The following is a 22647-nucleotide window of genomic DNA, read 5'->3' on the forward strand; positions in this document are numbered from 1 at the left end:
CGACCACCATGGCCCGGCGTCGGTCGCCGGGCCATCGGTGCGTTTGCCCAGCTACACCCAGGTATCCAGCCACATCCGCGACCGCCACGAGTCGATCGGAATCGCGGTGCCGGTGTACAGGGGCCAGAAGTAGATGAAGTTCCAGGCGATCAGGAGGACCAGGACGCCCGCACCCGTCGCGCCGGCCACGCGGCGGGTGTCCGTCGAGCCGGGTGGGCCGATGAGCGCGCCGAGCATCATCGCGACCGCGAGGCACAGGAAGGGGAGGAAGACGACGGCGTAGAAGAGGAAGATCGTGCGTTCCTGGTACATGAACCACGGGAGGTAGCCGGCGGCGATGCCGCAGGCGATCGCGCCCGCGCGCCAGTCGCGTCGGAAGAGCCAGCGCCACAGGACGTAGAGGATCGCGAAGCAGGCCGCCCACCACAGCAGCGGGGTGCCGATCGCGAGGACCTCGCGGGCGCACTTCTCGCCCGCGTCGCTGGGGCAGCCGTCCGTGCCGGGGGAGGGGGACTCGTAGAAGTACGAGACGGGGCGGCCGAGGACCAGCCAGCTCCACGGGTTCGACTGGTAGTTGTGCGGCGAGGTGAGGTGCGTGTGGAACTCGTACACCTCGTGCTCGTAGTGCCAAAGGCTCCGCCACCAGTCGGGGAACAGCCAGGTCCAGGCGCCGCCCCTGCCGTCGGTGGCCGCCCAGTTGCGGTAGTAGCCGCCCGAGCCGTCGGCGGGGGAGAGGATCCAGCCCGTCCAGGAGACCAGGTAGGTGACGACGGCGACCGGGATCGTCGCGAGGAAGGTCAGGCCCGTGTCGTGCCGGAGCACCGCCCGGTAGGGGTGACGGGCGCCGGCCACCCGGCGGGAGCCGACGTCCCAGAGGAGGGTCATCAGGAGGAACGCGGCCATGATGTACAGCGCGTTCCACTTGGTGCCGATGGCCAGACCGAACATCAGGCCCGCCGCCCAGCGCCAGGGGCGCAGGCCCAGGCGCGCGGTCTCGGCGATGTGCGCGTCCGGGCGCACCCGGCCGTCCACGTCCGGCGGCAGCGCCGCGGCGAGCCGCGCGCGCGCCCGGTCGCGGTCGATCACCAGACAGCCGAACGCCGCCAGCACGAAGAACATCAGCACCCCGTCGAGCAGCGAGGTACGGCTCATCACGAAGGCCAGCCCGTCCACCGCCATCAGCGTGCCCGCGAGGCAGCCGAGGAACGTGGAGCGGAAGACGCGGCGGCCGATCCGGCACAGCAGCAGCACGGCGAGCGTGCCCAGGAGCGCCGTCATGAAGCGCCAGCCGAACGGATCGAACCCGAAGATCAGCTCGCCCAGCCCGATGACGTACTTCCCGACCGGCGGATGCACGACGTACGCCGCGTCCGTGGGCACGGCGACATGACCGCCCGAGGAGAGGATGAAATCGTTGGCGTTCTTGTCCCAGTTGACCTCGAACCCGCGGTGGACGAGCGCCCACGCGTCCTTGGCGTAGTACGTCTCGTCGAATATCACCTTCCTCGGGTTGCCCAGGTCCCAGAACCGGATGACGCCCGCCAGCAGTGTGACCAGCAGCGGACCGCCCCAGCCCGACCAGCGCGCGATCCGGTCCGCCCACACCGGCGGCAGTCCGAGCGTCTGCCACAGCCGGGGACTGGGCTGCGTGTACGGCGGCACCAGCGTCCGACGGACATCGGCCGCGGGCTCGGCCGTGTACCCGAAGCGGCGCAGCCGCTGCTGCCACGACGACGGCCGCCGGTCGTGCGGGTCGTCGTGCGCGGTCGGTGCGGGCCGGTGGTCAGTGGAGCCCGTGGAGTCCATGGAGGACGCGGTACTGGTCACCGCGCCATCGTAGGGAACGGGGCTGTGTGAGTCCCGTGCATGGGCCCAGTCGGCCGGTCATGCCGGGCGTCGCAGCGGGCACACGGCGCCTGGGAGGATGGGGAACGTGACAGACACGCCCGCTCTCGCGCCCGGAACCCTCGTCCTCGCCGGCACCCCCATCGGCGACGTCTCCGACGCCCCGCCGCGGCTCGCCGAGGAGCTGGCCGGGGCGGATGTCGTCGCCGCCGAGGACACCCGCCGGCTGCGCCGGCTGACCCAGGCCCTCGGGGTCACGCCCAAGGGGCGGATCGTGTCGTACTTCGAGGGCAACGAGTCGGCCCGTACGCCCGAGCTCGTCGAGGACCTGCTGGGCGGCGCGCGGGTGCTGCTGGTCACGGACGCGGGCATGCCGTCGGTCTCCGACCCGGGGTACCGGCTGGTCGCCGCGGCCGTGGAGCGGGACATCCGGGTCACGGCCGTGCCCGGTCCGTCCGCCGTGCTCACCGCGCTCGCGCTGTCCGGGCTGCCCGTCGACCGGTTCTGCTTCGAGGGGTTCCTGCCGAGGAAGGCGGGCGAGCGGCTGTCGCGGCTGCGGGAGGTCGCCGAGGAGCGCCGCACCCTCGTCTACTTCGAGGCCCCGCACCGGCTCGACGACACCCTCGCCGCGATGGCCGAGGTGTTCGGAGCGGACCGGCGGGCCGCCGTCTGCCGTGAGCTGACCAAGACGTACGAGGAGGTCAGGCGCGGTCCGCTCGGCGAGCTGGCCGCGTGGGCGGCCGAGGGCGTACGGGGGGAGATCACCGTCGTCGTCTCCGGGGCGCCCGAGCGCGGTCCCGAGGAGCTCGACGCGGCCGAGCTGGTGCGGCGGGTGCGGGTGCGCGAGGAGGCCGGCGAGCGCCGCAAGGAGGCCATCGCGGCGGTCGCGGCGGAGGCGGGACTGCCCAAGCGCGAGGTGTTCGACGCGGTGGTGGCGGCGAAGAACGCCGGGGGGCTGTGAGGCGGGAGGGGGCCGGGGGTGTGACTCCCGAGCCGTGCGGTGTGACGTACCGCGCATCGCTTCTGTGAACCCGCCCACACCCCCTCTGAGCAGGGCGCATGTCGGATGAGCGTGCGCCCCATGTGCGGGCAAAGGGCGCCGGGGCTTGTGGCAAGGGACGCCCAAATCGGCTTCAACACTGCACAGATCGGGTGCCATTCGGCCGGGGCGAGGCATCCACTGGATGACGGGACGTGACACGTCCCTCCAGCGGACAACAGGAGCTGGCCATGAGTGAGATCACAGGGCAGACCGGCCTTCGCAACGGGGCGACCGCCGTGGTCAACGAGTCCTATTCCTTCGCCTGCATGCGCTGCGGCCACGGCTGGGAGCAGTCGTACGCGATAGAGCACCACATCGACGCCGGCGGACACGAGTTCGTCCAGTACGTGGCGGACGGGCGGATCGTGCCGTCCCCGCTGAGCCGGCCCGCGTGCCAGAACTGCGACGGGCACGTGGTGCGCATCATGCGGGCGGGACAGGTGTCGTCGGTGCAGGGCGCGGCCCGCCGCGCGCGCGTGGTGCCCCCGGCGGGACCGGTGGAGGTGCCCGAGGTGCCGGCGCAGACCGGGGAACCCCACCACTGGCATCTGTCCGACCTGCTGCACCCCTTCCGCAAGGCGGGCTGAGCGCGGCCCGGCCCGCGGGGGCGGACCGCGGGCCGGGGCGGGGCGTGCCCCTTTCGTAGGATCGGGGCATGCCTTCCTCCAGCGACAAGAACGCGGCGCCGCCGCTGCCGGAGCCCCTGCGGGTGCCGGTCGCCGACTCCCACACCCACCTCGACATGCAGTCCGGCACGGTGGAGGAGGGCCTCGCGAAGGCCGCGTCGGTCGGGGTCACCACGGTCGTCCAGGTCGGCTGCGACCTCAAGGGCTCCCGGTGGGCGGCCGAGACGGCGGCGGCCCACGACCACGTCCACGCGGCCGTCGCCCTGCACCCGAACGAGGCCCCGCGGATCGTGCACGGGGACCCCGACGGCTGGTCCCGGCAGGGCGCGCGAGCGCCGGGGGGCGCGGCGGCGCTCGACGAGGCGCTCGCCGAGATCGACCGCCTGGCCGCGCTCGGGCCCGTCAAGGCCGTCGGCGAGACCGGACTGGACTACTTCCGCACCGGCCCCGAGGGCAAGGACGCCCAGGAGCGTTCCTTCCGCGCCCACATCGAGATCGCCAAGCGGCACGGCAAGGCCCTCGTCATCCACGACCGCGACGCCCACGCCGACGTCCTGCGCGTGCTGAAGGAGGAGGGCGCCCCCGAGCGGACCGTCTTCCACTGCTACTCCGGTGACGCCGAGATGGCGGAGATCTGCGCCCGCGCCGGGTACTTCATGTCCTTCGCCGGCAACGTCACCTTCAAGAACGCCCGGCATCTGCGCGACGCCCTCGCCGTCGCCCCGCTGGAGCTGGTCCTCGTGGAGACCGACGCCCCCTTCCTCACCCCGGCGCCCTACCGCGGCCGGCCCAACGCGCCCTATCTGATCCCGGTCACGGTGCGTGCCATGGCCGCCGTGCGGGACCTCGACGAGGACACCCTCGCCTCGGCGCTCGCCGCCAACACCGCACGCGCGTTCGCCTACTGAGCGGACGCGTCACCCGAACGTGACTGCGGGTAGCTGCGCCGCTTTGGAGAGTGACCGCCTCTCCGCTAGGTTCTGGGGGCCCGATCTGGACCCCCAGGACCCCTGGAGCGTGTCGGCGTGAGCAACTCGCAGCAGTACCACGAGCCGTACGGAGGCGGCGACACGTACGTCGACCTGCACAACGCGGAGACCGTCGCCCACGGCGTGTACACGGGGCCGGGGGCCGGTGACGCCCCCTACGGGCCGCCGTGGCCGCCCCACGACGACACCTACCGGCCCGCCTACGAGGTGCCGCGGCCCGTGGACACGCTGGAGCTGCCGGGGCCGTTCCTGCCGCGCCGGGCCGCACCGGTGCCCGCGGGGAGAGCGGGACGGCGGGCCGCGCGCCGGCGCCGGGCGCGGGCGGTCGAGCGCCCCGACTCCGCCGTACGCCGGCTGCTGCCGCAGGCCCTCGTCGTCGCCTTCCTCGCCGGCGGCACCACCGCCTTCGTCGCCCAGGACAAGTCCGTCGAGCTGACCGTCGACGGCAGGACGCGCACCCTGCACACCTTCGCCGACGACGTGACCGAGCTGCTCGCGGACGAGGGCGTGCCGCTCGGCGCGCACGACGTGGTGGCGCCCGGCCCCGGCACCGCCCTCACCAGCGGCGACGAGGTCGAGGTCCACTACGGGCGGCCGGTACGGCTCACCCTCGACGGCCGGCGGCACAAGCTGTGGACGACGGCGCGCACGGTGGAGGAGGCGCTCGAACAGTTCGGGGTGCGCGCGGACGGCGCGTACCTCTCCGTCGCGCGCACCCGGCGCATCGGCCGCGGGGGGCTCGCGCTCGACGTGCGCACCGAGCGCTCCGTGACGGTCCTCGCCGACGGGCGCGCCCGCACCATCCGCACCAACGCGGCGACCGTCCGCGAGGCCGTCGAGGCCGCCGGGATCACCCTGCGCGGCGAGGACACCACCTCCGTCGCGCCCGGCAGCTTCCCGCGCGACGGACAGACGGTGACCGTCCTGCGGATCACCGGCGGCAAGGAGGTGCTCGAGGAGCCCATCCCGTTCGAGGTGCGGCGCACCGAGGACCCCGCCCTCTTCCGGGGCACGGAGGTCGTCGAGCGGGCCGGACGGACGGGGCTGCGCCGGATCACCTACGCCCTGCGCACCGTCAACGGCGTACGGCAGAAGCCGCGGCGGACCAGGACGGAGGTGGTGCGCGAGGCACGCGCGCAGCTCGTGAAGGTCGGCACGAAACCGCTGCCGACGTCCGCCGGGGACGCCGACGGCCTGAACTGGCGGGGGCTCGCGGCGTGCGAGTCCGGGGGACGCCCCGACGCGGTCGACCCCTCCGGGACGTACGGGGGGCTGTACCAGTTCGACACCCGGACCTGGCACAGCCTCGGCGGCAGCGGGCGGCCCCAGGACGCACCGGCCGCCGAACAGACGCTCCGCGCGAAGAAGCTGTACGTACGGCGGGGGGCGAGTCCCTGGCCGCACTGCGGGGCGCGGCTGCACGGGTGAGGGACCGTCCGCCGGCCCCCGTACCCTTGTCCCGTGAGCAGCCCCACCCCCGACGCCCTCCTCGGCCCCGCAGACATCCGTGAACTCGCGGCGGTCCTCGGTGTGCGTCCCACCAAGCAGCGCGGCCAGAACTTCGTGATCGACGCGAACACCGTCCGCCGTATCGTCCGTACCGCGCAGGTCCGCCCCGACGACGTGGTCGTCGAGGTCGGTCCGGGGCTCGGCTCCCTCACGCTCGCCCTGCTGGAGGTCGCCGACCGGGTCACGGCCGTCGAGATCGACGACGTCCTGGCCGCCGCGCTGCCCGCGACGATCACGGCGCGCATGCCGGAGCGCGCGGAGCGGTTCGCGCTGGTGCACTCCGACGCGATGCACGTGACCGAGCTCCCGGGCCCCGCGCCGACCGCGCTGGTCGCGAACCTCCCCTACAACGTGGCCGTCCCCGTCCTGCTGCACATGCTCGACACCTTCCCGGGCATCGAACGCACCCTCGTGATGGTCCAGTCCGAGGTCGCCGACCGCCTCGCCGCCGCGCCCGGCTCCAAGGTGTACGGCGTCCCGTCGGTGAAGGCCAACTGGTACGCCGAGGTCAAGCGGGCCGGAGCCATCGGCCGGACCGTCTTCTGGCCGGCGCCCAACGTCGACAGCGGGCTCGTCTCGCTGGTCCGCCGCACCGAGCCGATCAAGACCACCGCGTCGAAGCGCGAGGTGTTCGCCGTCGTCGACGCGGCCTTCGCCCAGCGGCGCAAGACGCTGCGGGCCGCTCTCGCCGGCTGGGCCGGTTCGGCGGCGGCGGCCGAGGAGGCGCTGGTCGCGGCCGGGGTGTCCCCGCAGGCGCGCGGCGAGTCGCTGACCGTCGAGGAATTCGCCCGCATCGCCGAGAACACACCCCGAAGCCGGCAGGAGAACCCAGCGTGAGCGTCACCGTCCGCGTGCCCGCCAAGGTCAACGTCCAGCTCGCGGTCGGTGCCGCGCGCCCGGACGGCTTCCACGACCTGGCGAACGTGTTCCTCGCGGTCGGCCTGTACGACGAGGTGACCGTCACCCCCGCCGACGCGCTCCGCGTCACCTGCGAGGGCCCCGACGCCGCCCAGGTCCCCCTGGACCGCACCAACCTCGCCGCCCGCGCGGGGCTCGCCCTCGCCGAGCGCTACGACCGCGACCCCCGCGTCCACCTCCACATCGCCAAGGACATCCCGGTGGCCGGCGGCATGGCGGGCGGCAGCGCGGACGGGGCGGCCGCCCTGCTGGCCTGCGACACACTGTGGGGCATCGGGGCGCCCCGCGGTGAACTCCTCGACCTCTGCGCCGACCTGGGCAGCGACGTCCCGTTCAGCCTGGTCGGCGGGGCGGCCCTCGGCACCGGGCGCGGCGAGAAGCTGACACCGCTGGAGGTGGGCGGCACCTTCCACTGGGTGTTCGCGATGGCGGAGCGGGGGCTGTCGACGCCGGCGGTGTTCCGTGAGTTCGACCGTCTCGCCGAGGGGCTCGACATCCCCGAGCCGGTCGCCTCCGAGGCGCTCCTCGACGCCCTGGCCGCCGGCGACCCCGACGCGCTCGCCGCGACGGTCTCCAACGACCTTCAGCCCGCCGCGCTCTCCCTCTTCCCCGAACTGGCCGACACGCTGGCGGCGGGGCGCGGGGCGGGCGCGCTGGCGGCGCTGGTCTCGGGCTCCGGCCCGACGACGGCCTTCCTGGTCCGTGATCCGGGGGCGGCTCGGACGGTGGCCGAGGCCCTGCGCGTCTCCGGCACCTGCCGCACGGTGCGGGTGGCGACGGCGCCGGCGGCGGGGGCGACGGTGCTCTGAGGGGCGGCCGCGGTCGGGAGTTCGTCGATGGCGGTCAGACGGTAGCGGCCCTTCGCCGATCACGTCATCACGAAGAGTGACCGCACCCTCGCGCCCCGCCCCTCACCCGGCAGGCCCTACGCTAGAAGGCTGACCGACCCCCATGCGCAGGAGAGAAATGGCCGTCAACCTGGTCAATGTCGAGAACGTCAGCAAGGTGTACGGCACCCGTACCCTCCTCGACGGCATCTCGCTCGGCGTGTCCGAAGGGGACCGCATCGGGGTCGTCGGCCGCAACGGCGACGGCAAGACCACCCTGATCCGGATGCTCGCCAAGCTGGAGGAGGCCGACTCCGGGCGGGTCACCCACTCCGGCGGGCTGCGCCTGGGCGTCCTCACCCAGCACGACTCGCTCGACCCCGCCGCGACCGTACGGCACGAGGTCATCCGGGACCTCGCCGACCACGAGTGGGCGGGCAACGCCAAGATCAGGGACGTGCTGACGGGACTGTTCGGCGGGCTGGACCTGCCCGGCTTCCCGCAGGGGCTCGACACCGTCATCGGACCGCTCTCCGGCGGTGAGCGCCGCCGTATCGCGCTCGCCAAGCTGCTCATCGACGAGCAGGACATGATCGTCCTCGACGAGCCGACGAACCACCTCGACGTCGAGGGCATCGCCTGGCTCGCCCGCCACCTCCAGGCCCGGCGCTCCGCGCTGGTGTGCGTCACCCACGACCGCTGGTTCCTCGACCAGGTCTGCACGCGCATGTGGGACGTGCAGCGCGGTGACGTCCACGAGTACGAGGGCGGCTACTCCGACTACGTCTTCGCGCGCGCGGAGCGGGAGCGGATCGCCGCGACCGAGGAGGTCAAGCGGCAGAACCTGGTCCGCAAGGAGCTGGCCTGGCTGCGGCGCGGCGCCCCCGCCCGCACGTCGAAGCCGCGCTTCCGCGTCGAGGCCGCCAACGAGCTGATCAAGGACGTGCCGCCGCCCCGGGACACCGGCGAGCTGATGAAGTTCGCCTCGTCGCGGCTGGGCAAGACCGTCTTCGACCTCGAGGACGTCTCCGTGCAGGCCGGCCCGAAGGTGCTGCTCAAGCACGTCACCTGGCAGCTCGGCCCCGGCGACCGCATCGGCCTGGTCGGCGTCAACGGCGCCGGCAAGACCTCCCTGCTGCGGGCCATGGCCGAGGCGTGGCGCACCGAGGCGGAGACCCAGCCCGCGGGCGGCCGGGTCGTCGTCGGCAAGACCGTGAAGCTCGCCTACCTCTCCCAGGAGGTCGGCGAACTCGACCCGAACCTGCGGGTCCTGGAGGCCGTGCAGCGGGTGCGCGAGCGCGTCGACCTCGGCAAGGGGCGCGAGATGACCGCGGGTCAGCTGTGCGAGACGTTCGGCTTCAACAAGGAGAAGCAGTGGACGCCGGTCGGCGACCTCTCCGGCGGCGAGCGGCGGCGCCTGCAGCTCCTGCGGCTCCTCATGGACGAGCCGAACGTCCTCTTCCTCGACGAGCCGACCAACGACCTCGACATCGAGACCCTCACCCAGCTCGAGGACGTCCTCGACGGCTGGCCCGGCTCGATGATCGTCATCTCCCACGACCGGTTCTTCGTCGAGCGCACCACGGACCGGGTGTTCGCGCTGCTCGGTGACGCCACGCTGCGGATGCTGCCGCGCGGCATCGACGAGTACCTGGAGCGCCGGGCGCGCATGGAGGAGGCCGCGGCCTCCTCCGCCCCGGCGGCCGCGCCGAAGCCGGCCACGACCGAGAAGAGCGCCGCCGACCAGCGCGCCGCGAAGAAGGAACTCCAGCGGATCGAGCGGCAGTTGGACAAGATCTCCGAGCGGGAGTCCACGCTGCACACCCGGATCGCCGCCCACGCGACCGACTTCGCGAAGGTCGCCGAACTCGACGCGGAGCTGCGCGGGCTGGCGGGGGAGCGGGAGGATCTGGAGATGCGGTGGCTGGAACTGGCCGAGGACGTCTAGCACGTCGGCGCCCGCGCGTGTGCCCCGTGAAGGGGGCGTGAAGGCGCATAACAAGGGCATCACGGGCCGGTCCTCCCTTGGGAACAGGGGTGGATCCGGCCCGATTTGGTGTCCGGGCCGGGTGATACAAAGGGCTGGCCAAAAAGCAGTGACAAGGGGGAAGACGCTGATGGCCACGCCGCCTGATCAGCCGCCGCAGCAGGGTGGTTTCGGAGCACCGCAGATGCCGCCCCAGCCGCCCGCCCAGCCGGGGTACGGCTATCCGCAGCAGGCCGGACCCTACGGCGCCCCGGCCGCACCGGGGCCGTACGGGCAGCCCCAGCAGCCGGGCGCGTACGGACAGCCGGGCCCCTATGGCCAGCCCGGCCCCTACGGGCAGCAGCCCCAGCCCGGTTACGGCTACCCGTCCGGCCCGCCGCAGTTCCCCGGCACCCCCGGCCCCCCGCCCCCCGGCTCGCGCAACCCCTTCAAGGGGCGCCCGGCGTGGGTCGTGGCCGCCGCGGTGGCCGCCCTGCTGGCGGTCGGCGGGGTCGTGTTCGCGGTCACCGGCGGCGGTGACGACGGCAAGAAGCCGGTCGCCGGCCCGAGCGACGACCACAAGGGCGCGAGCGACGGCCCGGTCAACCCCGGCGACGGCAGCGGCGACGGCGGCGAGGACCCGCAGGACCTCAACGAGGGCCGCAAGGCCGGCGAGGCCAAGGTGCTCTGGTACAAGGAGGCACCGGACGCGCCCGCCGACGGCGCCGAGGCACCCGGCATGTGGATCACGTCGAAGGTCGCGGTGAAGGCGGCGTACAAGGAGGTCGTCGCGTACGGCGTCGCCGACGGAAAGCCGGCCTGGGACCCGATCGCGTTCCCCCAGAAGATCTGCTCGGTCACCCGGGACAGGACCACCGACGACAAGATCGTCGTCGCGTACATGAGCGGCGTCAGCGACCGCGCCCAGTGCAACCAGCTCCAGCAGATCGACCTCGCCACCGGCGCCGAGGGCTGGACCGCGAAGGTCGCGGACGGGCAGCTCTTCGACAGCGTCGGCAGCGGCATCGGGCTGTCCCTCGCCGGGAACACGCTGGTCGTGGGCCGCTCGCAGTCCGGGGTGGCGTACGACGTCCGTACCGGCAAGAAGCTGTACGACATCGAGAAGTACGGCGACTCGTGCTTCCCGAAGGCGTTCGCGGGCGGGGCCCGGCTCGTCATGGTGGCGTCCTGTGCCGCGCTGAAGGCCGACGAGCACGTCGAGCTCCGGGAGCTGGACCCGGCCACCGGCAAGGCGAAGTGGACCCGCAAGCTCGACAAGGGCTGGGAGGTCGAACGGGTGTACTCGCTCGACCCGCTGGTCGTCTACAGCACCAACGACGACAAGAACACCTGGAACATCTCCACGTTCAGGACGGACGGCAGCTTCCGTTCGCAGGTCGGCGTCGACGAGGACTTCGACCCGCAGTGCGGCTGGGCGCTCTTCGACAGCGACCTCACCGGCTGTCTGGGCACGGCGGTCGACGCGAACACGCTCTACCTCCCCACCGACGCGAGCGGCTCCGCCAACGAGATCGTCGCGATCGACCTCTCCACCGGCAAGGAGAGGTGGCGCGTGAAGTCGCCCACCGACGAGCCGATGACGCCGATGACGACCGGGAGCGGCAAGCTCGTGGCCTACGTCGAGCCGTCCTCCGGGGCGGGCGGCCGGGTGGTGTCGGTCCCGACGGCCGGATCCGCGCACACCCCGACGACGCTGCTGCAACTGCCCGCGGGGACGGTCGACATCGAGGACGGCTTCTCCGACGGCGACCGTGCCTGGGTCGACGACCGGCTGTACCTCTCCTCCACCCAGCTCACCGGCGAGGACGACGGGAAGGAGAAGCTGATGCTCGCCTACGGCAAGTGAGCGGATCCCCTCTGCGTCCTTCCCGTCCCGTCGTCCCCAGCGTCCCGCCGAGGAAATCCACACCATGACCCAGCCGCCGCCGCCACCGCCGAACCAGCCCCCGAAGGACCAACCGCCCGGGCGACAGGGTGCCTTCGGGCCACCCGAACCGCCGCAGGACGCGGCACCGCAGGCGGACCAGGGCGCTCGGCCGACGCCGGGGGCTCCTGCGGCACCGCCCGCGGCTCAGCCGCCCCAGCCGCAACCGCAGTACGGCGCACCGCCTCAGCCACAGCCCGGCTACGGCCACCCGCCGGCCCCCCAGCCTCCGCAGCAGCCGCAACCCGGCTACGGCTACCCGGCGGCTCCTCAGCCGCCGCAGCCACAGCCCGGTTACGGATACCCGGCCGCCGCGCCGCAGCCCCCGCAGCCCCAGCCGGGCTACGGATACCCCGGCACCGCCCCGCAGCCGCAGCCGCCGTACGGTGCCGCGGCGCCCTACGGGCAGCAGCCCGGGTACGGATACCCCGGGCAGCCGGTGACCGTCCCCCTGCGGTCGCCGTCCGCGCCCGCGGGCGGGCGGAAGGTGAACGCCTCGACGGTGATCATCGTCGCGGCGGTGGTGGCGATCGCGCTGATCGTCGGCGGCGGGATCTGGTACTCCGGGTCGTCCGGCGGGGGCGGCACGCAGGGCGGCCCCACCGCCTCCGCGGGCCCCACCGGCGGCGACGGCAAGGGCGGGGTCGCCAAGGGCGGCGAGAAGGTGCCCGCCGACCCCGGCGCCAAGCCTCTCTTCCAGGTGCCGATGCCCACCGTCGCCAAGGACGACAGCGTGGCCGTGGACGGCTCCTGGCTGACCGACACGGCGTATGTGAAGAGCGGTGTCGCCGAGATCGTGGGCTACGACCGCGACAAGGGCACCGAGCTGTGGACGGTGAAGCTGCCCGGCCCGGTGTGCGCGGCGAGCCGGCGGACCAACGAGGACGGCCGCACCGCGATCGTCTTCCAGCCGAAGATGCCCCCGAAGGACTCCACGGCCGGCTGCACCCAGGTCGCCGCGATCGACCTGAACGCGGGCAGGCAACTGTGGACGAAGACGGTCAACTCCGGTGACGCGCTGATCGACTTCGACAATGTCACCGTCAGCGCGAACACGGTCGCCGTGGGCAGCACCGACGGCGGCGCCGCCTTCGACATCACCACCGGCAAGGTGCTCTGGTCGCCCAAGACCTCCGACACCTGCTACGACGCCGGCTACGGCGGCGGAGCCAAACTGGTCGCGGTGCGCAAGTGCGGTTCGTACGACGCCCCGCAGCTGCACATCCAGACCATCGACCCGGCCTCCGGGAAGGTGCTCTCCGAGTACAAGATGGCCACCGACATCGAGTACGCCGGCGTGGTCTCGACGGACCCGCTGGTCGTGGCCGCCGACGTCGGCGACAGCGCCGGTGACGGCAGCGGCATCTCGGACTTCTTCTCCATCGACAACAGGACCGGCGAACTGCGCACCCGTATCTCCGCGCCGGGCGACGAGTACGCCGCCGAGTGCGACAGCATCGACACACCCGAGGCGTGCACGGGCCTCGCCGTCGGCAACGACCGGCTGTACATCGCCACCGAGGAACGCGACACCGACAACGGCTCCCGCGGCAACTCGATCGTCGCCTTCGACCTCGGCACCGGCAAACAGACCGGCCAGCGCGCCGACTCCGGTGCCGACTACACGCTCTTCCCGCTGCGGATGGACGGCGGCGACGTGATCGCGTACAAGGAGCCGCCGTACGACAAGGGCGGACAGGTCGTCAGCATCGACGGCGGCTCCTTCAAGGAGACCGAGCTGCTGGAGAACACCGGCTCCGAGGAGGCGCGGGAGATGGAGAGCGCCATGTCCCCCGAGTACTCGGAGATCCTGTACTCCCAGGGCCGGCTGTACATGGCCGGCACGTACGCCGACGCCGACAGCGTCGGCGACAAGGAGTACCTGGCGATCGCTTTCGGCACCTCGGGCTGATCCCTCTCGCACAGACGCGCGGCCCCGCCCCTGCTCAGGGGCGGGGCCGCCTACTTACCGCTCATCACCCTCGCATGCGAGGAATTTCGGCGATCCGGGGCACTTCTCGCCGGTAGGGGAGCGCAACGTCGAACAAGCGTGTAGCTTCCGGGGGCATGAAGGACGGGGTGCCGGGGGGCACCTTTTGTCTGTGGTGACAGTTCTGTTGTGTTCCGTCTGTCGTGTTCCGTGGGGGGACTGGGGGGTTGCCGATGGGAGTGCGGCTGATGGTGGTCGACGACCACCGACTGCTCGCCGAGGCGCTGGCCTCGGCGTTGAAACTGCGGGGGCACCGGGTGCTCGCCGCGGCCGCGCCCGCCGCCGGTGCGGCGGAGCTGGTGATCACCCGGGCGCCGGAGGTGTGCCTGCTGGGGACGGCGGCCCCGGCCGAGCCGGGCGTCTTCGATCCGGTGGTCCGCATCAAACGGGAGCGTCCGCAGGTGGCGGTCCTCGTCCTCGGGCCGGTGCCCAGCCCCCGGGGGATCGCCGCCGCCTTCGCCGCGGGTGCCTCCGGCTATGTACGCCACGACGAGCGCATCGAGGGTGTCGAGCGGGCGATCATGAAGGCGAGGGCGGGTGAGGCGGCGGTGGCCCCGCAGCTCCTCCAGGGTGCCTTCGCCGAACTCCTGAACCCCGCGGCCCAGCCGGACGACGAGGGGCAGCGGCTGCTGCAGATGCTCACCCCGCGCGAGGTCGAGGTCCTGGTCCGGGTCGCCGACGGCGAGGACACCCGGCTCATCGCCGCCGGCATGGGCATCGCCCCCTCCACGGCCCGCACCCACGTCCAGCGCGTCCTGATGAAACTGGGCGTCGGCTCCCGCCTGGAGGCGGCCGCCCTCGCCGCCCGCACGGGCCTCCTGGACCGCGCGGGTCCCCTCGGCTCCCACCACGCGGGCGCGGACCCGAGGCCGTAGCCGCGCCCGGCCTACGGTGGTGCCGAGCCGATCGACGACGTCGTACGCCAGAACCCGCCCGGGAGCCGTGATGACCCTGACCGCCCCGCCGACCGGAGTGATCCCGCCCGTCTGCACCCCCCTGACACCGGACGGCGAGGTGGACGTCCCCTCGCTGCGCCGGCTCGTCGGCCATCTCCTGGACGGCGGCGTGGACGGTTTGTTCGTGCTCGGCTCCACCTCGGAGGTCGCGTTCCTCACCGACCGGCAGCGCCGGCTGGTCACCGAGACCGTCGTCGAGCAGGCCGCGGGTCGGCTGCCGGTGCTGGCCGGGGCGATCGACACGACCACGCCCCGGGTGCTCGACCATGTCCGCGCCGTCGCGGCGGCGGGCGCGGACGCCGTCGTCGTCACCGCCCCCTTCTACACCCGCACCCACCCCGCCGAGATCGCCCGCCACTACCGGCTGACCGCCGACCACGGCACCCTTCCGGTGATCGCCTACGACATCCCGGTCGCCGTGCACACCAAGCTGCCCGCCGGGCTCGTCCTGGAGCTCGCCGCCGAGGGCGTGCTCGCCGGGCTCAAGGACTCCAGCGGCGACCTGGCCGGCTTCCGCGAGGTCGCGGCCGGCGCCCGCGGCCTGCCCGGCTTCAGTGCCCTCACCGGCTCCGAACTGCTCGTCGACGCGGCCCTGGCGCTGGGCGCGGACGGGGTCGTGCCCGGTCTGGGCAACGTCGACCCCCACGGGTACGTCCGTCTCGTGCGCCGGTACCGGTCGGGCGACCTCGCGGGGGCGCGGGCCGAACAGGAACGGCTGTGCGCCCTGTTCGGCATGGTGTCCGTCGGCGACCCGGCCCGGATGGGCGCCGGCTCGGCGGCCCTGGGCGCCTTCAAGACGGCTCTGCACCTGCGGGGCGTCATCGACTGCCCGGCGACCGCCGCACCGCAGATCCCCCTGTCGCCCGAGGAGACCGCGGAGGTCGCCAAGTTCCTGGCGGGGGCGGGCCTGCCGGGGCGCGCACAGGACTTTCGAAACACCCCCTAGGGCTGGTCGCCCTCCTCCGGTGCCGGCAGGGTCGGCGTGGGGTGTGCCGTCGGCCGCAGCCACAGCCACACCAGGAAGAAGAGGCCGAGGGCCAGCATCCCGAGGCCGGTCCAGAGGTTGATGTTGATGCCCTGGGCCTTGTCGATCTCGGCGTCGCTGTCGGTCAGCCCGGTGAGGGTGAGGATGACGCCGTACAGGACGAACAGGCCGCCGATGATGCGGCGCAGGTCGAAGATGCGGGCGGCGGTCGCCGACTTCTCCTCCAGCTCGGTGACCTCCCGCTGGACGTCGGCCTCGGAGTACCCCGCGCGCCGCAGCCGCTCGGCCGCCTCCGCGCGTTCCTCGGGTTCGAAGTGCTCGGACATGGTCTCTCCAGTCTCCCGCGTGCGGAGGCCTCCGCGTGGGGCGGTCCTCCGCGTGGGGCGGTCTTCAGCGTGGGGCGCGCGGGCTCAGAACGAGAACGGGATGTAGCAGGCGGCCGCCAGGATCACGGCTCCCCAGCCCAGCAGGGCGGGCTTGCGGTACCAGGCGTCGTCGCCGGCCGCCGGGGGCTCCGCCATACCGGGGGAGCGGGTGCCGTACACCAGGCCCTGGAGGTCCCGCTCGGGCTTCGGGGCGGTGAACAGGGAGACCGCCACCATGACGACGGCGCCGGCGACGAAGCCGGCGATCGCCGAGACGAAGTTCGCGCCCTGGTCGGTGGGGATGCCGATGACGTCCTGCTTGTAGAGGACGAAGTAGTTGACCATCGCGGCGGTGGTGCCCGCGAGCAGGCCCCAGAAGCCGGACTTCATCGACGCGCGTTTCCAGAACATGCCGACGATGAAGACCACGAACATCGGGACGTTGAAGAAGGAGAACAGCGTCTGCAGGTAGCTCATGATGTTGGAGAAGGAGGAGGCCAGGAAGGCCGTCCCCACCGACGCGGCGACACCGATCGCCGTGATCAGCCGGCCGAAGCGGACGTAGTACCCGTCCTCGCGGCCGCGCACCACGTACCGCGCCCAGATGTCGTTGGTGAACACCGTGTTGAAGGACGAGACGTTGGCCGCCATGCCCGCCATGAAGGCCGCGAGCAGACCGGTCACGGCGATGCCCAGCACCCCGTTGGGCAGCAGGCTCTCCATCAGGTAGGGGATCGCGTCGTTGTACTGGTAGCCCGAGTCCTCGGTGCCGAAGCCGGGCACCAGGGCCGCCGCCACCAGTCCCGGGATCATCACCAGGAACACGATGAAGATCTTTGGGTAGGCGGCGATCAGCGGGGTGCGCTGGGCGGCGGAGAGGTTCTTCGCCGACAGGGCGCGCTGGACCTCGGCGAAGTTCGTCGTCCAGTAGCCGAACGAGAGGACGAAGCCGAGGCCGAGCACGATCGTCAGCCAGTTCGCGCCCAGCGGGTTGTCGCTGCCGATGCCGGTGCCGCCCCAGGCGGTCGTGAAGTTCTCCCCGTGGGTCGCGGTCAGCCTGTCGGTGAGGCCGTCCCAGCCGTTCACCCGCTTCAGCCCCAGCACCGACAGCGGGATCAGCGCCGCCAGGATCACGAAGAACTGGAGCACCTCGTTGTAGATCGCCGAGGACAGCCCGCCCAGGGTGATGTACGCGAGGACGAAGAAGCCGGCGACCACGATCGCCACCCACTGCGGCCAGCCCAGCAGGGCCTCGACGACGATCGCCAGGGCGTACAGGTTGACGCCCGCGATCAGGACCGCCGCGAAGGCGAACAGGGCCGAGCTGAGCAGATGGGCCCCTCTGTCGAAGCGCAGCAGCAGGAACTCGGGCACGGAGCGGACCTTGCTGCCGTAGTAGAACGGCATCATCACCAGGCCCAGGAACACCATCGCGGGGATGGCGCCGATCCAGTACCAGTGGACGGTGTACGCCCCGTACTGGGCGCTGTTCGCGGCCATGCCGAGGATCTCGGTGGCGGCCAGGTTGGCCGAGACGAAGGCGAGGCCGGTGATCCAGGCCGGCAGCGAGCGCCCGGAGAGGAAGAAGTCGAGGCTCGTCCTCACCGACTTGCGGGCCGCGAAGCCGATGCCGAGGACGACGACGAAGTAGATGCCGAGGATCGTGTAGTCGAGCGCGTTCGTGGGGAGCCGCAGCTCGGCTGCCAGGTGCACGGAGTCTGTGGGGGTCTGCATCCGGAGCTCACCTTGTCTGGTGGTCTTTGTTTGGTTGTGGGGGGTTACTTCCCGAGCGTGTTTATGTTTCTATGTGTTCGGTTCTGTTTGAAGTCTTACGTAGCGCTTGCTTGGCACTTACTAGGCACTTACTTGGCAATGGAGAGTCGCGGTGAAGAAGACCTCGACCCGGCTGGCCGACGGTCGTGAGCTGATCTACTACGACCTGCGGGACGACTCGGTGCGCGACGCGGTGGACCGCCGTCCGCTGGAGCCCACGGTCACCACTTCGGAGGTACGCCGGGACCCGCTCCTCGGCGACTCCGTGGCGATCGCCTCGCACCGGCAGGGGCGCACCTACCACCCGCCGGCCGACGAATGCCCCCTGTGTCCCTCCCAGGGCGACCGGCTCAGCGAGATCCCGGACTCGTCGTACGACGCCGTCGTCTTCGAGAACCGTTTCCCCTCCCTGGCCGGCGACTCCGGGCGGTGCGAGGTGGTCTGCTTCACCTCCGACCACAACGCCTCCTTCGCCGACCTCACCGAGGAGCAGGCGCGACTCGTCCTCGACGCGTGGACCGACCGCACGTCCGAGCTGTCGCATCTGCCCTCCGTCGACCAGGTGTTCTGTTTCGAGAACCGGGGTGCCGAAATCGGTGTGACACTGGGTCACCCGCACGGGCAGATCTACGCCTACCCGTTCACCACCCCCCGCACCGCCCTGATGCTGCGTTCGGTCGCCGCGCACAAGGAGGCCACCGGCGGCGAGAACCTTTTCGACGCCGTCCTGGAGCGTGAACTCGCCGGGGAACGGGTCGTCCTGGAGGGTGAACACTGGGTCGCCTTCGTGCCGTACGCGGCGCACTGGCCGTACGAGGTGCACCTGTACCCCAGGCGGCGCGTGCCCGACCTGCTCGCGCTCGACGAGGAGGCCCGCACGGAGTTCCCCCGGGTTTACCTGGAACTCCTGAGGCGCTTCGACCGTATCTTCGGTGAAGGTGAACCGCCCACGCCCTACATCGCCGCCTGGCACCAGGCGCCGTTCGGCGCGCTGGAGGAGTTCGACGGCGTCAACCGCGACGACTTCGCTCTCCACCTCGAGCTTTTCACCATCCGCCGGACGTCCGGCAAGCTGAAGTTCCTCGCGGGCTCCGAATCCGGCATGAACGTCTTCATCAACGACGTGCCGCCGGAGCGCGCGGCCGAGCGACTGCGAGAGGTAGCGAGTTCATGAAGTACCTGGTGACCGGAGGGGCCGGCTACGTCGGCAGCGTCGTCGCCCAGCACCTGCTGGAGGCGGGGCACGAGGTCGTCGTCCTCGACAACCTCTCCACCGGCTTCCGCGAGGGCGTCCCCGCCGGTGCCGCCTTCGTCGAGGGCGACATCCGCGACGCGGCCAAGTGGCTCGACGCCTCCTTCGACGCCGTCCTCCACTTCGCCGCCTCCTCGCAGGTCGGCGAGTCCGTCGTGAAGCCCGAGAAGTACTGGGACAACAACGTCGGCGGCACCATGGCCCTGCTCGCCGCCATGCGCGAGGCCGGCGTGCGCAAGCTCGTCTTCTCCTCCACCGCCGCCACCTACGGCGAGCCCGAGCAGGTCCCGATCGTCGAGACCGCGCCGACGAAGCCCACCAACCCCTACGGCGCCACCAAACTCGCCGTCGACCACATGATCACCGGCGAGGCGGCGGCGCACGGCCTGGGCGCGGTCTCCCTGCGCTACTTCAACGTCGCGGGCGCCTACGGGGCGTACGGCGAGCGCCACGACCCCGAGTCGCACCTCATCCCGCTCGTCCTCCAGGTCGCCCAGGGCCGCCGCGAGGCCATCTCCGTCTACGGCGACGACTACCCGACCCCCGACGGCACCTGCGTCCGCGACTACATCCACGTCGCCGACCTCGCCGAGGCCCACCTCCTCGCCGTCGCCGCCGCCCGGCCCGGCGAGCACCTCATCTGCAACCTGGGCAACGGCAACGGCTTCTCGGTCCGCGAGGTCGTCGAGACCGTCCGCGAGGTCACCGGCCACCCGATCCCCGAGGTCGTGGCCCCCCGCCGCGGCGGCGACCCGGCCGTCCTGGTCGCCTCCGCGGCCACCGCCCGCGAACAGCTGGGCTGGAACCCGTCCCGCGCGGACCTCGCGGGCATCGTCGCGGACGCCTGGGAGTTCGCGCAGCACATCGCAAGGGAGCAGTAGTGGCGGCAGCAGTGGCGGCACAGCAGGTGCGCGAGGCGTTCGTCGGGCTGTACGGAGCCGAGCCCGACGGGGTGTGGGCCGCGCCCGGCCGCGTCAACCTCATCGGTGAGCACACCGACTACAACGACGGCTTCGTGATGCCCTTCGCGCTGCCGCACCAGGCGCTCGCCGCGGTGTCCCGGCGCGAGGACGGCCGGCTGCGCCTGCACTCCTCCGACATCGAGGGCGGCGTCGCCGAGCTCCGCCTCGACGACCTCGTCCCGGAGTCCGACGAGAGCTGGACGGCGTACCCCGCCGGCGTCGTCTGGGCGCTGCGCGAGGCCGGCCACCCGGTCGCCGGCGCCGACATCCACCTCACCTCGACCGTCCCGACCGGCGCCGGCCTGTCCTCGTCGGCGGCGATCGAGGTCGTCGTGGCCCTCGCCCTGAACGACCTGTACGAGCTCGGGCTGCAGGGCTGGCAGCTCGCCCGGCTGTGCCAGCGCGCGGAGAACGTCTACGTCGGCGCCCCCACCGGGATCATGGACCAGACGGCCTCGGCCTGCTGCGAGGAGGGCCACGCCCTCTTCCTCGACACCCGCGACCTGTCCCAGCAGCAGATCCCCCTCGACCTCGCGGCGGAGGGCATGCGGCTGCTGGTCGTGGACACCCAGGTCAAGCACTCCCACAGCACCGGCGAGTACGGCAAGCGCCGCGAGGGCTGCGAGAAGGGTGCCGCCCTGCTCGGCGTCGACGCGCTGCGGGACGTCCCGTACGCCGACCTGGACGCGGCCCTCGCCCGCCTCGGCGACGAGGAGGAGGTCCGCCGCCTGGTCCGCCACGTCGTCACCGAGGACGCGCGCGTCGAACGCGTCGTCGCGCTGCTGCGGGCCGGCGACACCCGCGCGGTCGGCCCGGTCCTCACCGAGGGCCACGCCTCCCTGCGCGACGACTTCCGGGTCTCCTGCCCCGAGCTGGACCTGGTCGTCGACACCGCCGTCGCCCATGGCGCCCTCGGCGCGCGGATGACCGGCGGCGGCTTCGGCGGCTCGGCGATCGTCCTCACCGACGCCGCCGAGGTCGACACCCTCACCAAGGCGATCGAGGAGGCCTTCGCGGCGGCCGGCCACACGGCTCCGCGCGTCTTCGAGGCGGTGCCGTCGGCGGGGGCGCGCCGCCTGATCTGACCCGCTGTCAGGAGCAATGGGGTGGGGCGGGACTCCTCCGCCTCACCCCAGCCGTTTCGTCAGCGTGTACTCCGTGACGCCCGGCGGATAGTCCTCGATCGCGCACACCACCTCGTAACCCAGGCGCTTGTAGAAGTCCGGTGCCTGGAAGTCCCAGGTCTCCAGACGGACGTGGCGGCAGCCCCGTTCCTCGGCGGCGACGCGTTCCGCCTCGCCGAGCAGACGGCTGCCGAGGCCCGTGCCGCGGTGGCGTCCGTCCACCCAGAGCAGGGCCACGTGCAGCCAGGTCGTCCAGGTGTGACCGACCAGCCCGCCCGCCAGTTCACCGCCCTCGTCCGCGGCCCACACGTGCAGCGGGGTCTCGCGCTCGGCGGGGGTGCCGCGCAGCGCCCGCAGGACCGGGGAGGCCGCCGTGTTGGTGTCGCGGAGCCGGGAGCGAAGAAGATCGCGCCTCGTGCTGTCGACTTCTGTCTCAAGACGAAACATGCGGCACACCATAAACGCCCTGGCCAACCAGTTCCGCGTTTTGCCTTCCGCCGCCCGCCCACAGCCCTACCCTGATGAACAGCACCGGTGGGGGCCGGTGCCGATCAGGGGGCGAGACAGTCGGGTACGGCGCCCGGAGTCGGGGTAGCAGTCCCTGCACGGCGGCGGCCGTGCGGTGGCCCGCATCCCCTTGGGGCGTCGTATCCGCGCCGGTCGTCGTTCTCCGTCTTGAACCTTGGGGTATCCCCGGCTTCGGCAAGGAGCCTGGGGAAGGGGGTTTCGTGGTTCGCATCCGAGTCCTGGTCGTCGACGACCACCGTATCTTCGCCGAGTCGCTCGCCGCGGCGCTCGCCGCCGAGCCCGACGTCGACGTCTCCGCGGCCGGCAGCGGCCCCGCGGCACTGCGCAGCCTGGAGCGCGCGGCCGCCGAGGGACGCCGTTACGACGTGCTGCTCGTCGACGCCGACCTGGGTGTCGGCGCGGGAGGTGGTCCGGGCGTCGGCCCCGGCGGTGTGCTGCCGGGCATACGGCCCGCCGCGCCCGTGCACGAGGTCGGTGAGGACGGACTCGTCGACGGGATCTCCCTCGTCACCGGGGTACGCGGCGCCCAGCCCCATGTCCGGGTCGTCGTCCTCGCCGAGAAGGACGACCCGCGCCGCGCCGCCCTCGCCCTGCAGGCCGGGGCCTCGGGCTGGGTGGCCAAGGACTGCTCCCTGTCCCGGCTGCTCACCGTCATCCGCGGGGTGCTGCGCGAGGAGACCCATCTGCCGCCCGCGCTGCTCACCGGCGTCCTGCGCGAGCTCACCGCCGCCCGCAAGCACCGCACCGAGAGCGAGCGGCTCGTCGAGTCCCTCACGCCGCGGGAGCGGGAAGTGCTGCGGTGCATGGTGGCGGGCCTGGGGCGCAAAGCCGTCGCCGAGCGCCTCTTCCTCTCCCCGCACACCGTCCGCACCCATATGCAGAACGTCCTCGGCAAACTGGGCGTCCACTCCACCCTCGCCGCCGTCGCCCTCGCCCGCAGGGCCGGGGTGGGGCCGGTGGACCTGGGGACTGCCGGGCAGATCAGGGCGGAGGAAACCCACAGCGCCTGATCGGCCGACGCGCGTGCCGGACCCCGCGTCTTCGC

General features: G+C 72.4%; 19 protein-coding genes. 15 read left to right on the forward strand and 4 right to left on the reverse strand.

The window, feature by feature from the left end; translation table 11 throughout:
- Nucleotides 1-51: 51 nt before the first annotated feature.
- Nucleotides 52-1827, reverse strand: a complete 1776-nt coding sequence (locus tag OG852_RS28455; protein ID WP_443064572.1) for a dolichyl-phosphate-mannose--protein mannosyltransferase — start codon at nucleotides 1825-1827, stop codon at nucleotides 52-54.
- A gap of 106 nt (nucleotides 1828-1933) precedes the next feature.
- On the opposite strand from OG852_RS28455, the gene rsmI reads away from it, so the two are divergent.
- The 11 genes from rsmI (at nucleotide 1934) to OG852_RS28510 (ending at nucleotide 15559) form a co-directional block, all read left to right on the forward strand.
- Nucleotides 1934-2806 (forward strand): 16S rRNA (cytidine(1402)-2'-O)-methyltransferase, encoded by an 873-nt coding sequence (gene rsmI / locus OG852_RS28460; RefSeq protein ID WP_330349371.1) that lies wholly within the window; start codon nucleotides 1934-1936, stop codon nucleotides 2804-2806.
- A 269-nt stretch (nucleotides 2807-3075) separates the two neighbouring features.
- Nucleotides 3076-3474 (forward strand): hypothetical protein, encoded by a 399-nt coding sequence (locus tag OG852_RS28465; protein ID WP_330349372.1) that lies wholly within the window; start codon nucleotides 3076-3078, stop codon nucleotides 3472-3474.
- A 68-nt stretch (nucleotides 3475-3542) separates the two neighbouring features.
- On the forward strand, nucleotides 3543-4421 hold the full coding sequence (locus tag OG852_RS28470) for a TatD family hydrolase (RefSeq protein WP_330349373.1): 879 nt from the start codon (nucleotides 3543-3545) through the stop codon (nucleotides 4419-4421).
- Between the two features lie 117 nt (nucleotides 4422-4538).
- Nucleotides 4539-5930, forward strand: a complete 1392-nt coding sequence (locus OG852_RS28475; RefSeq protein WP_133912294.1) for a ubiquitin-like domain-containing protein — start codon at nucleotides 4539-4541, stop codon at nucleotides 5928-5930.
- A gap of 33 nt (nucleotides 5931-5963) precedes the next feature.
- On the forward strand, nucleotides 5964-6848 hold the full coding sequence (rsmA, locus tag OG852_RS28480) for a 16S rRNA (adenine(1518)-N(6)/adenine(1519)-N(6))-dimethyltransferase RsmA (RefSeq protein WP_133912295.1): 885 nt from the start codon (nucleotides 5964-5966) through the stop codon (nucleotides 6846-6848).
- Nucleotides 6845-7738 carry a 4-(cytidine 5'-diphospho)-2-C-methyl-D-erythritol kinase gene (locus tag OG852_RS28485; RefSeq protein ID WP_330349374.1) on the forward strand — a complete coding sequence of 298 codons (894 nt, stop codon included), beginning with the start codon at nucleotides 6845-6847 and terminating at the stop codon, nucleotides 7736-7738. The genes rsmA and OG852_RS28485 overlap by 4 nt, the downstream gene beginning before the upstream one ends.
- A 157-nt stretch (nucleotides 7739-7895) precedes the next feature.
- Nucleotides 7896-9704, forward strand: coding sequence for an ABC-F family ATP-binding cassette domain-containing protein (locus OG852_RS28490; protein ID WP_330349375.1), 1809 nt, complete (start codon nucleotides 7896-7898; stop codon nucleotides 9702-9704).
- A 169-nt stretch (nucleotides 9705-9873) separates the two neighbouring features.
- The gene (locus OG852_RS28495) at nucleotides 9874-11589 is read left to right on the forward strand and encodes an outer membrane protein assembly factor BamB family protein (RefSeq protein WP_330349376.1); all 1716 of its coding nucleotides are present in this window, start codon (nucleotides 9874-9876) and stop codon (nucleotides 11587-11589) included.
- 64 nt (nucleotides 11590-11653) lie between these two features.
- Nucleotides 11654-13579 (forward strand): outer membrane protein assembly factor BamB family protein, encoded by a 1926-nt coding sequence (locus OG852_RS28500; protein WP_330349377.1) that lies wholly within the window; start codon nucleotides 11654-11656, stop codon nucleotides 13577-13579.
- Between the two features lie 251 nt (nucleotides 13580-13830).
- Nucleotides 13831-14532, forward strand: a complete 702-nt coding sequence (locus tag OG852_RS28505) for a helix-turn-helix transcriptional regulator (RefSeq protein WP_133912300.1) — start codon at nucleotides 13831-13833, stop codon at nucleotides 14530-14532.
- A gap of 70 nt (nucleotides 14533-14602) precedes the next feature.
- A complete protein-coding gene (locus OG852_RS28510) occupies nucleotides 14603-15559 on the forward strand; it encodes a dihydrodipicolinate synthase family protein (RefSeq protein ID WP_330349378.1) in 957 nt (318 codons plus the stop codon).
- On the opposite strand, the gene OG852_RS28515 is transcribed toward OG852_RS28510, so the two are convergent.
- Nucleotides 15556-15924 (reverse strand): hypothetical protein, encoded by a 369-nt coding sequence (locus OG852_RS28515; RefSeq protein WP_330349379.1) that lies wholly within the window; start codon nucleotides 15922-15924, stop codon nucleotides 15556-15558. The genes OG852_RS28510 and OG852_RS28515 overlap by 4 nt on opposite strands.
- Nucleotides 15925-16008: 84 nt before the next feature.
- Nucleotides 16009-17697, reverse strand: coding sequence for a sodium:solute symporter family protein (locus tag OG852_RS28520; protein WP_330349380.1), 1689 nt, complete (start codon nucleotides 17695-17697; stop codon nucleotides 16009-16011).
- Between the two features lie 151 nt (nucleotides 17698-17848).
- On the opposite strand from OG852_RS28520, the gene galT reads away from it, so the two are divergent.
- From galT to galK, 3 genes are read left to right on the forward strand one after another with little or no spacing between them, the layout of a single operon-like run.
- Entirely contained in the window at nucleotides 17849-18910 is a 1062-nt protein-coding gene (galT, locus tag OG852_RS28525; RefSeq protein WP_133912304.1) for a galactose-1-phosphate uridylyltransferase, read from the forward strand.
- Nucleotides 18907-19869: a UDP-glucose 4-epimerase GalE gene (gene galE, locus OG852_RS28530; protein WP_133912305.1), complete on the forward strand. Its 963-nt coding sequence runs from the start codon at nucleotides 18907-18909 to the stop codon at nucleotides 19867-19869. The genes galT and galE overlap by 4 nt, the downstream gene beginning before the upstream one ends.
- Nucleotides 19870-19880: 11 nt before the next feature.
- On the forward strand, nucleotides 19881-21035 hold the full coding sequence (gene galK / locus OG852_RS28535) for a galactokinase (protein WP_330351511.1): 1155 nt from the start codon (nucleotides 19881-19883) through the stop codon (nucleotides 21033-21035).
- A gap of 42 nt (nucleotides 21036-21077) precedes the next feature.
- Here the strand turns inward: galK and OG852_RS28540 are convergent, their stop codons facing one another.
- A complete protein-coding gene (locus tag OG852_RS28540; RefSeq protein WP_330351512.1) occupies nucleotides 21078-21533 on the reverse strand; it encodes a GNAT family N-acetyltransferase in 456 nt (151 codons plus the stop codon).
- Nucleotides 21534-21802: 269 nt separating this feature from the next.
- Between OG852_RS28540 and OG852_RS28545 the strand changes: the two genes are divergently transcribed.
- Complete coding sequence (locus tag OG852_RS28545) at nucleotides 21803-22612, forward strand: LuxR C-terminal-related transcriptional regulator (protein ID WP_133912307.1); 810 nt, start codon at nucleotides 21803-21805, stop codon at nucleotides 22610-22612.
- Nucleotides 22613-22647 lie beyond the last annotated feature (35 nt).

This window comes from Streptomyces sp. NBC_00582 (assembly GCF_036345155.1).
GTDB lineage: Bacteria > Actinomycetota > Actinomycetes > Streptomycetales > Streptomycetaceae > Streptomyces.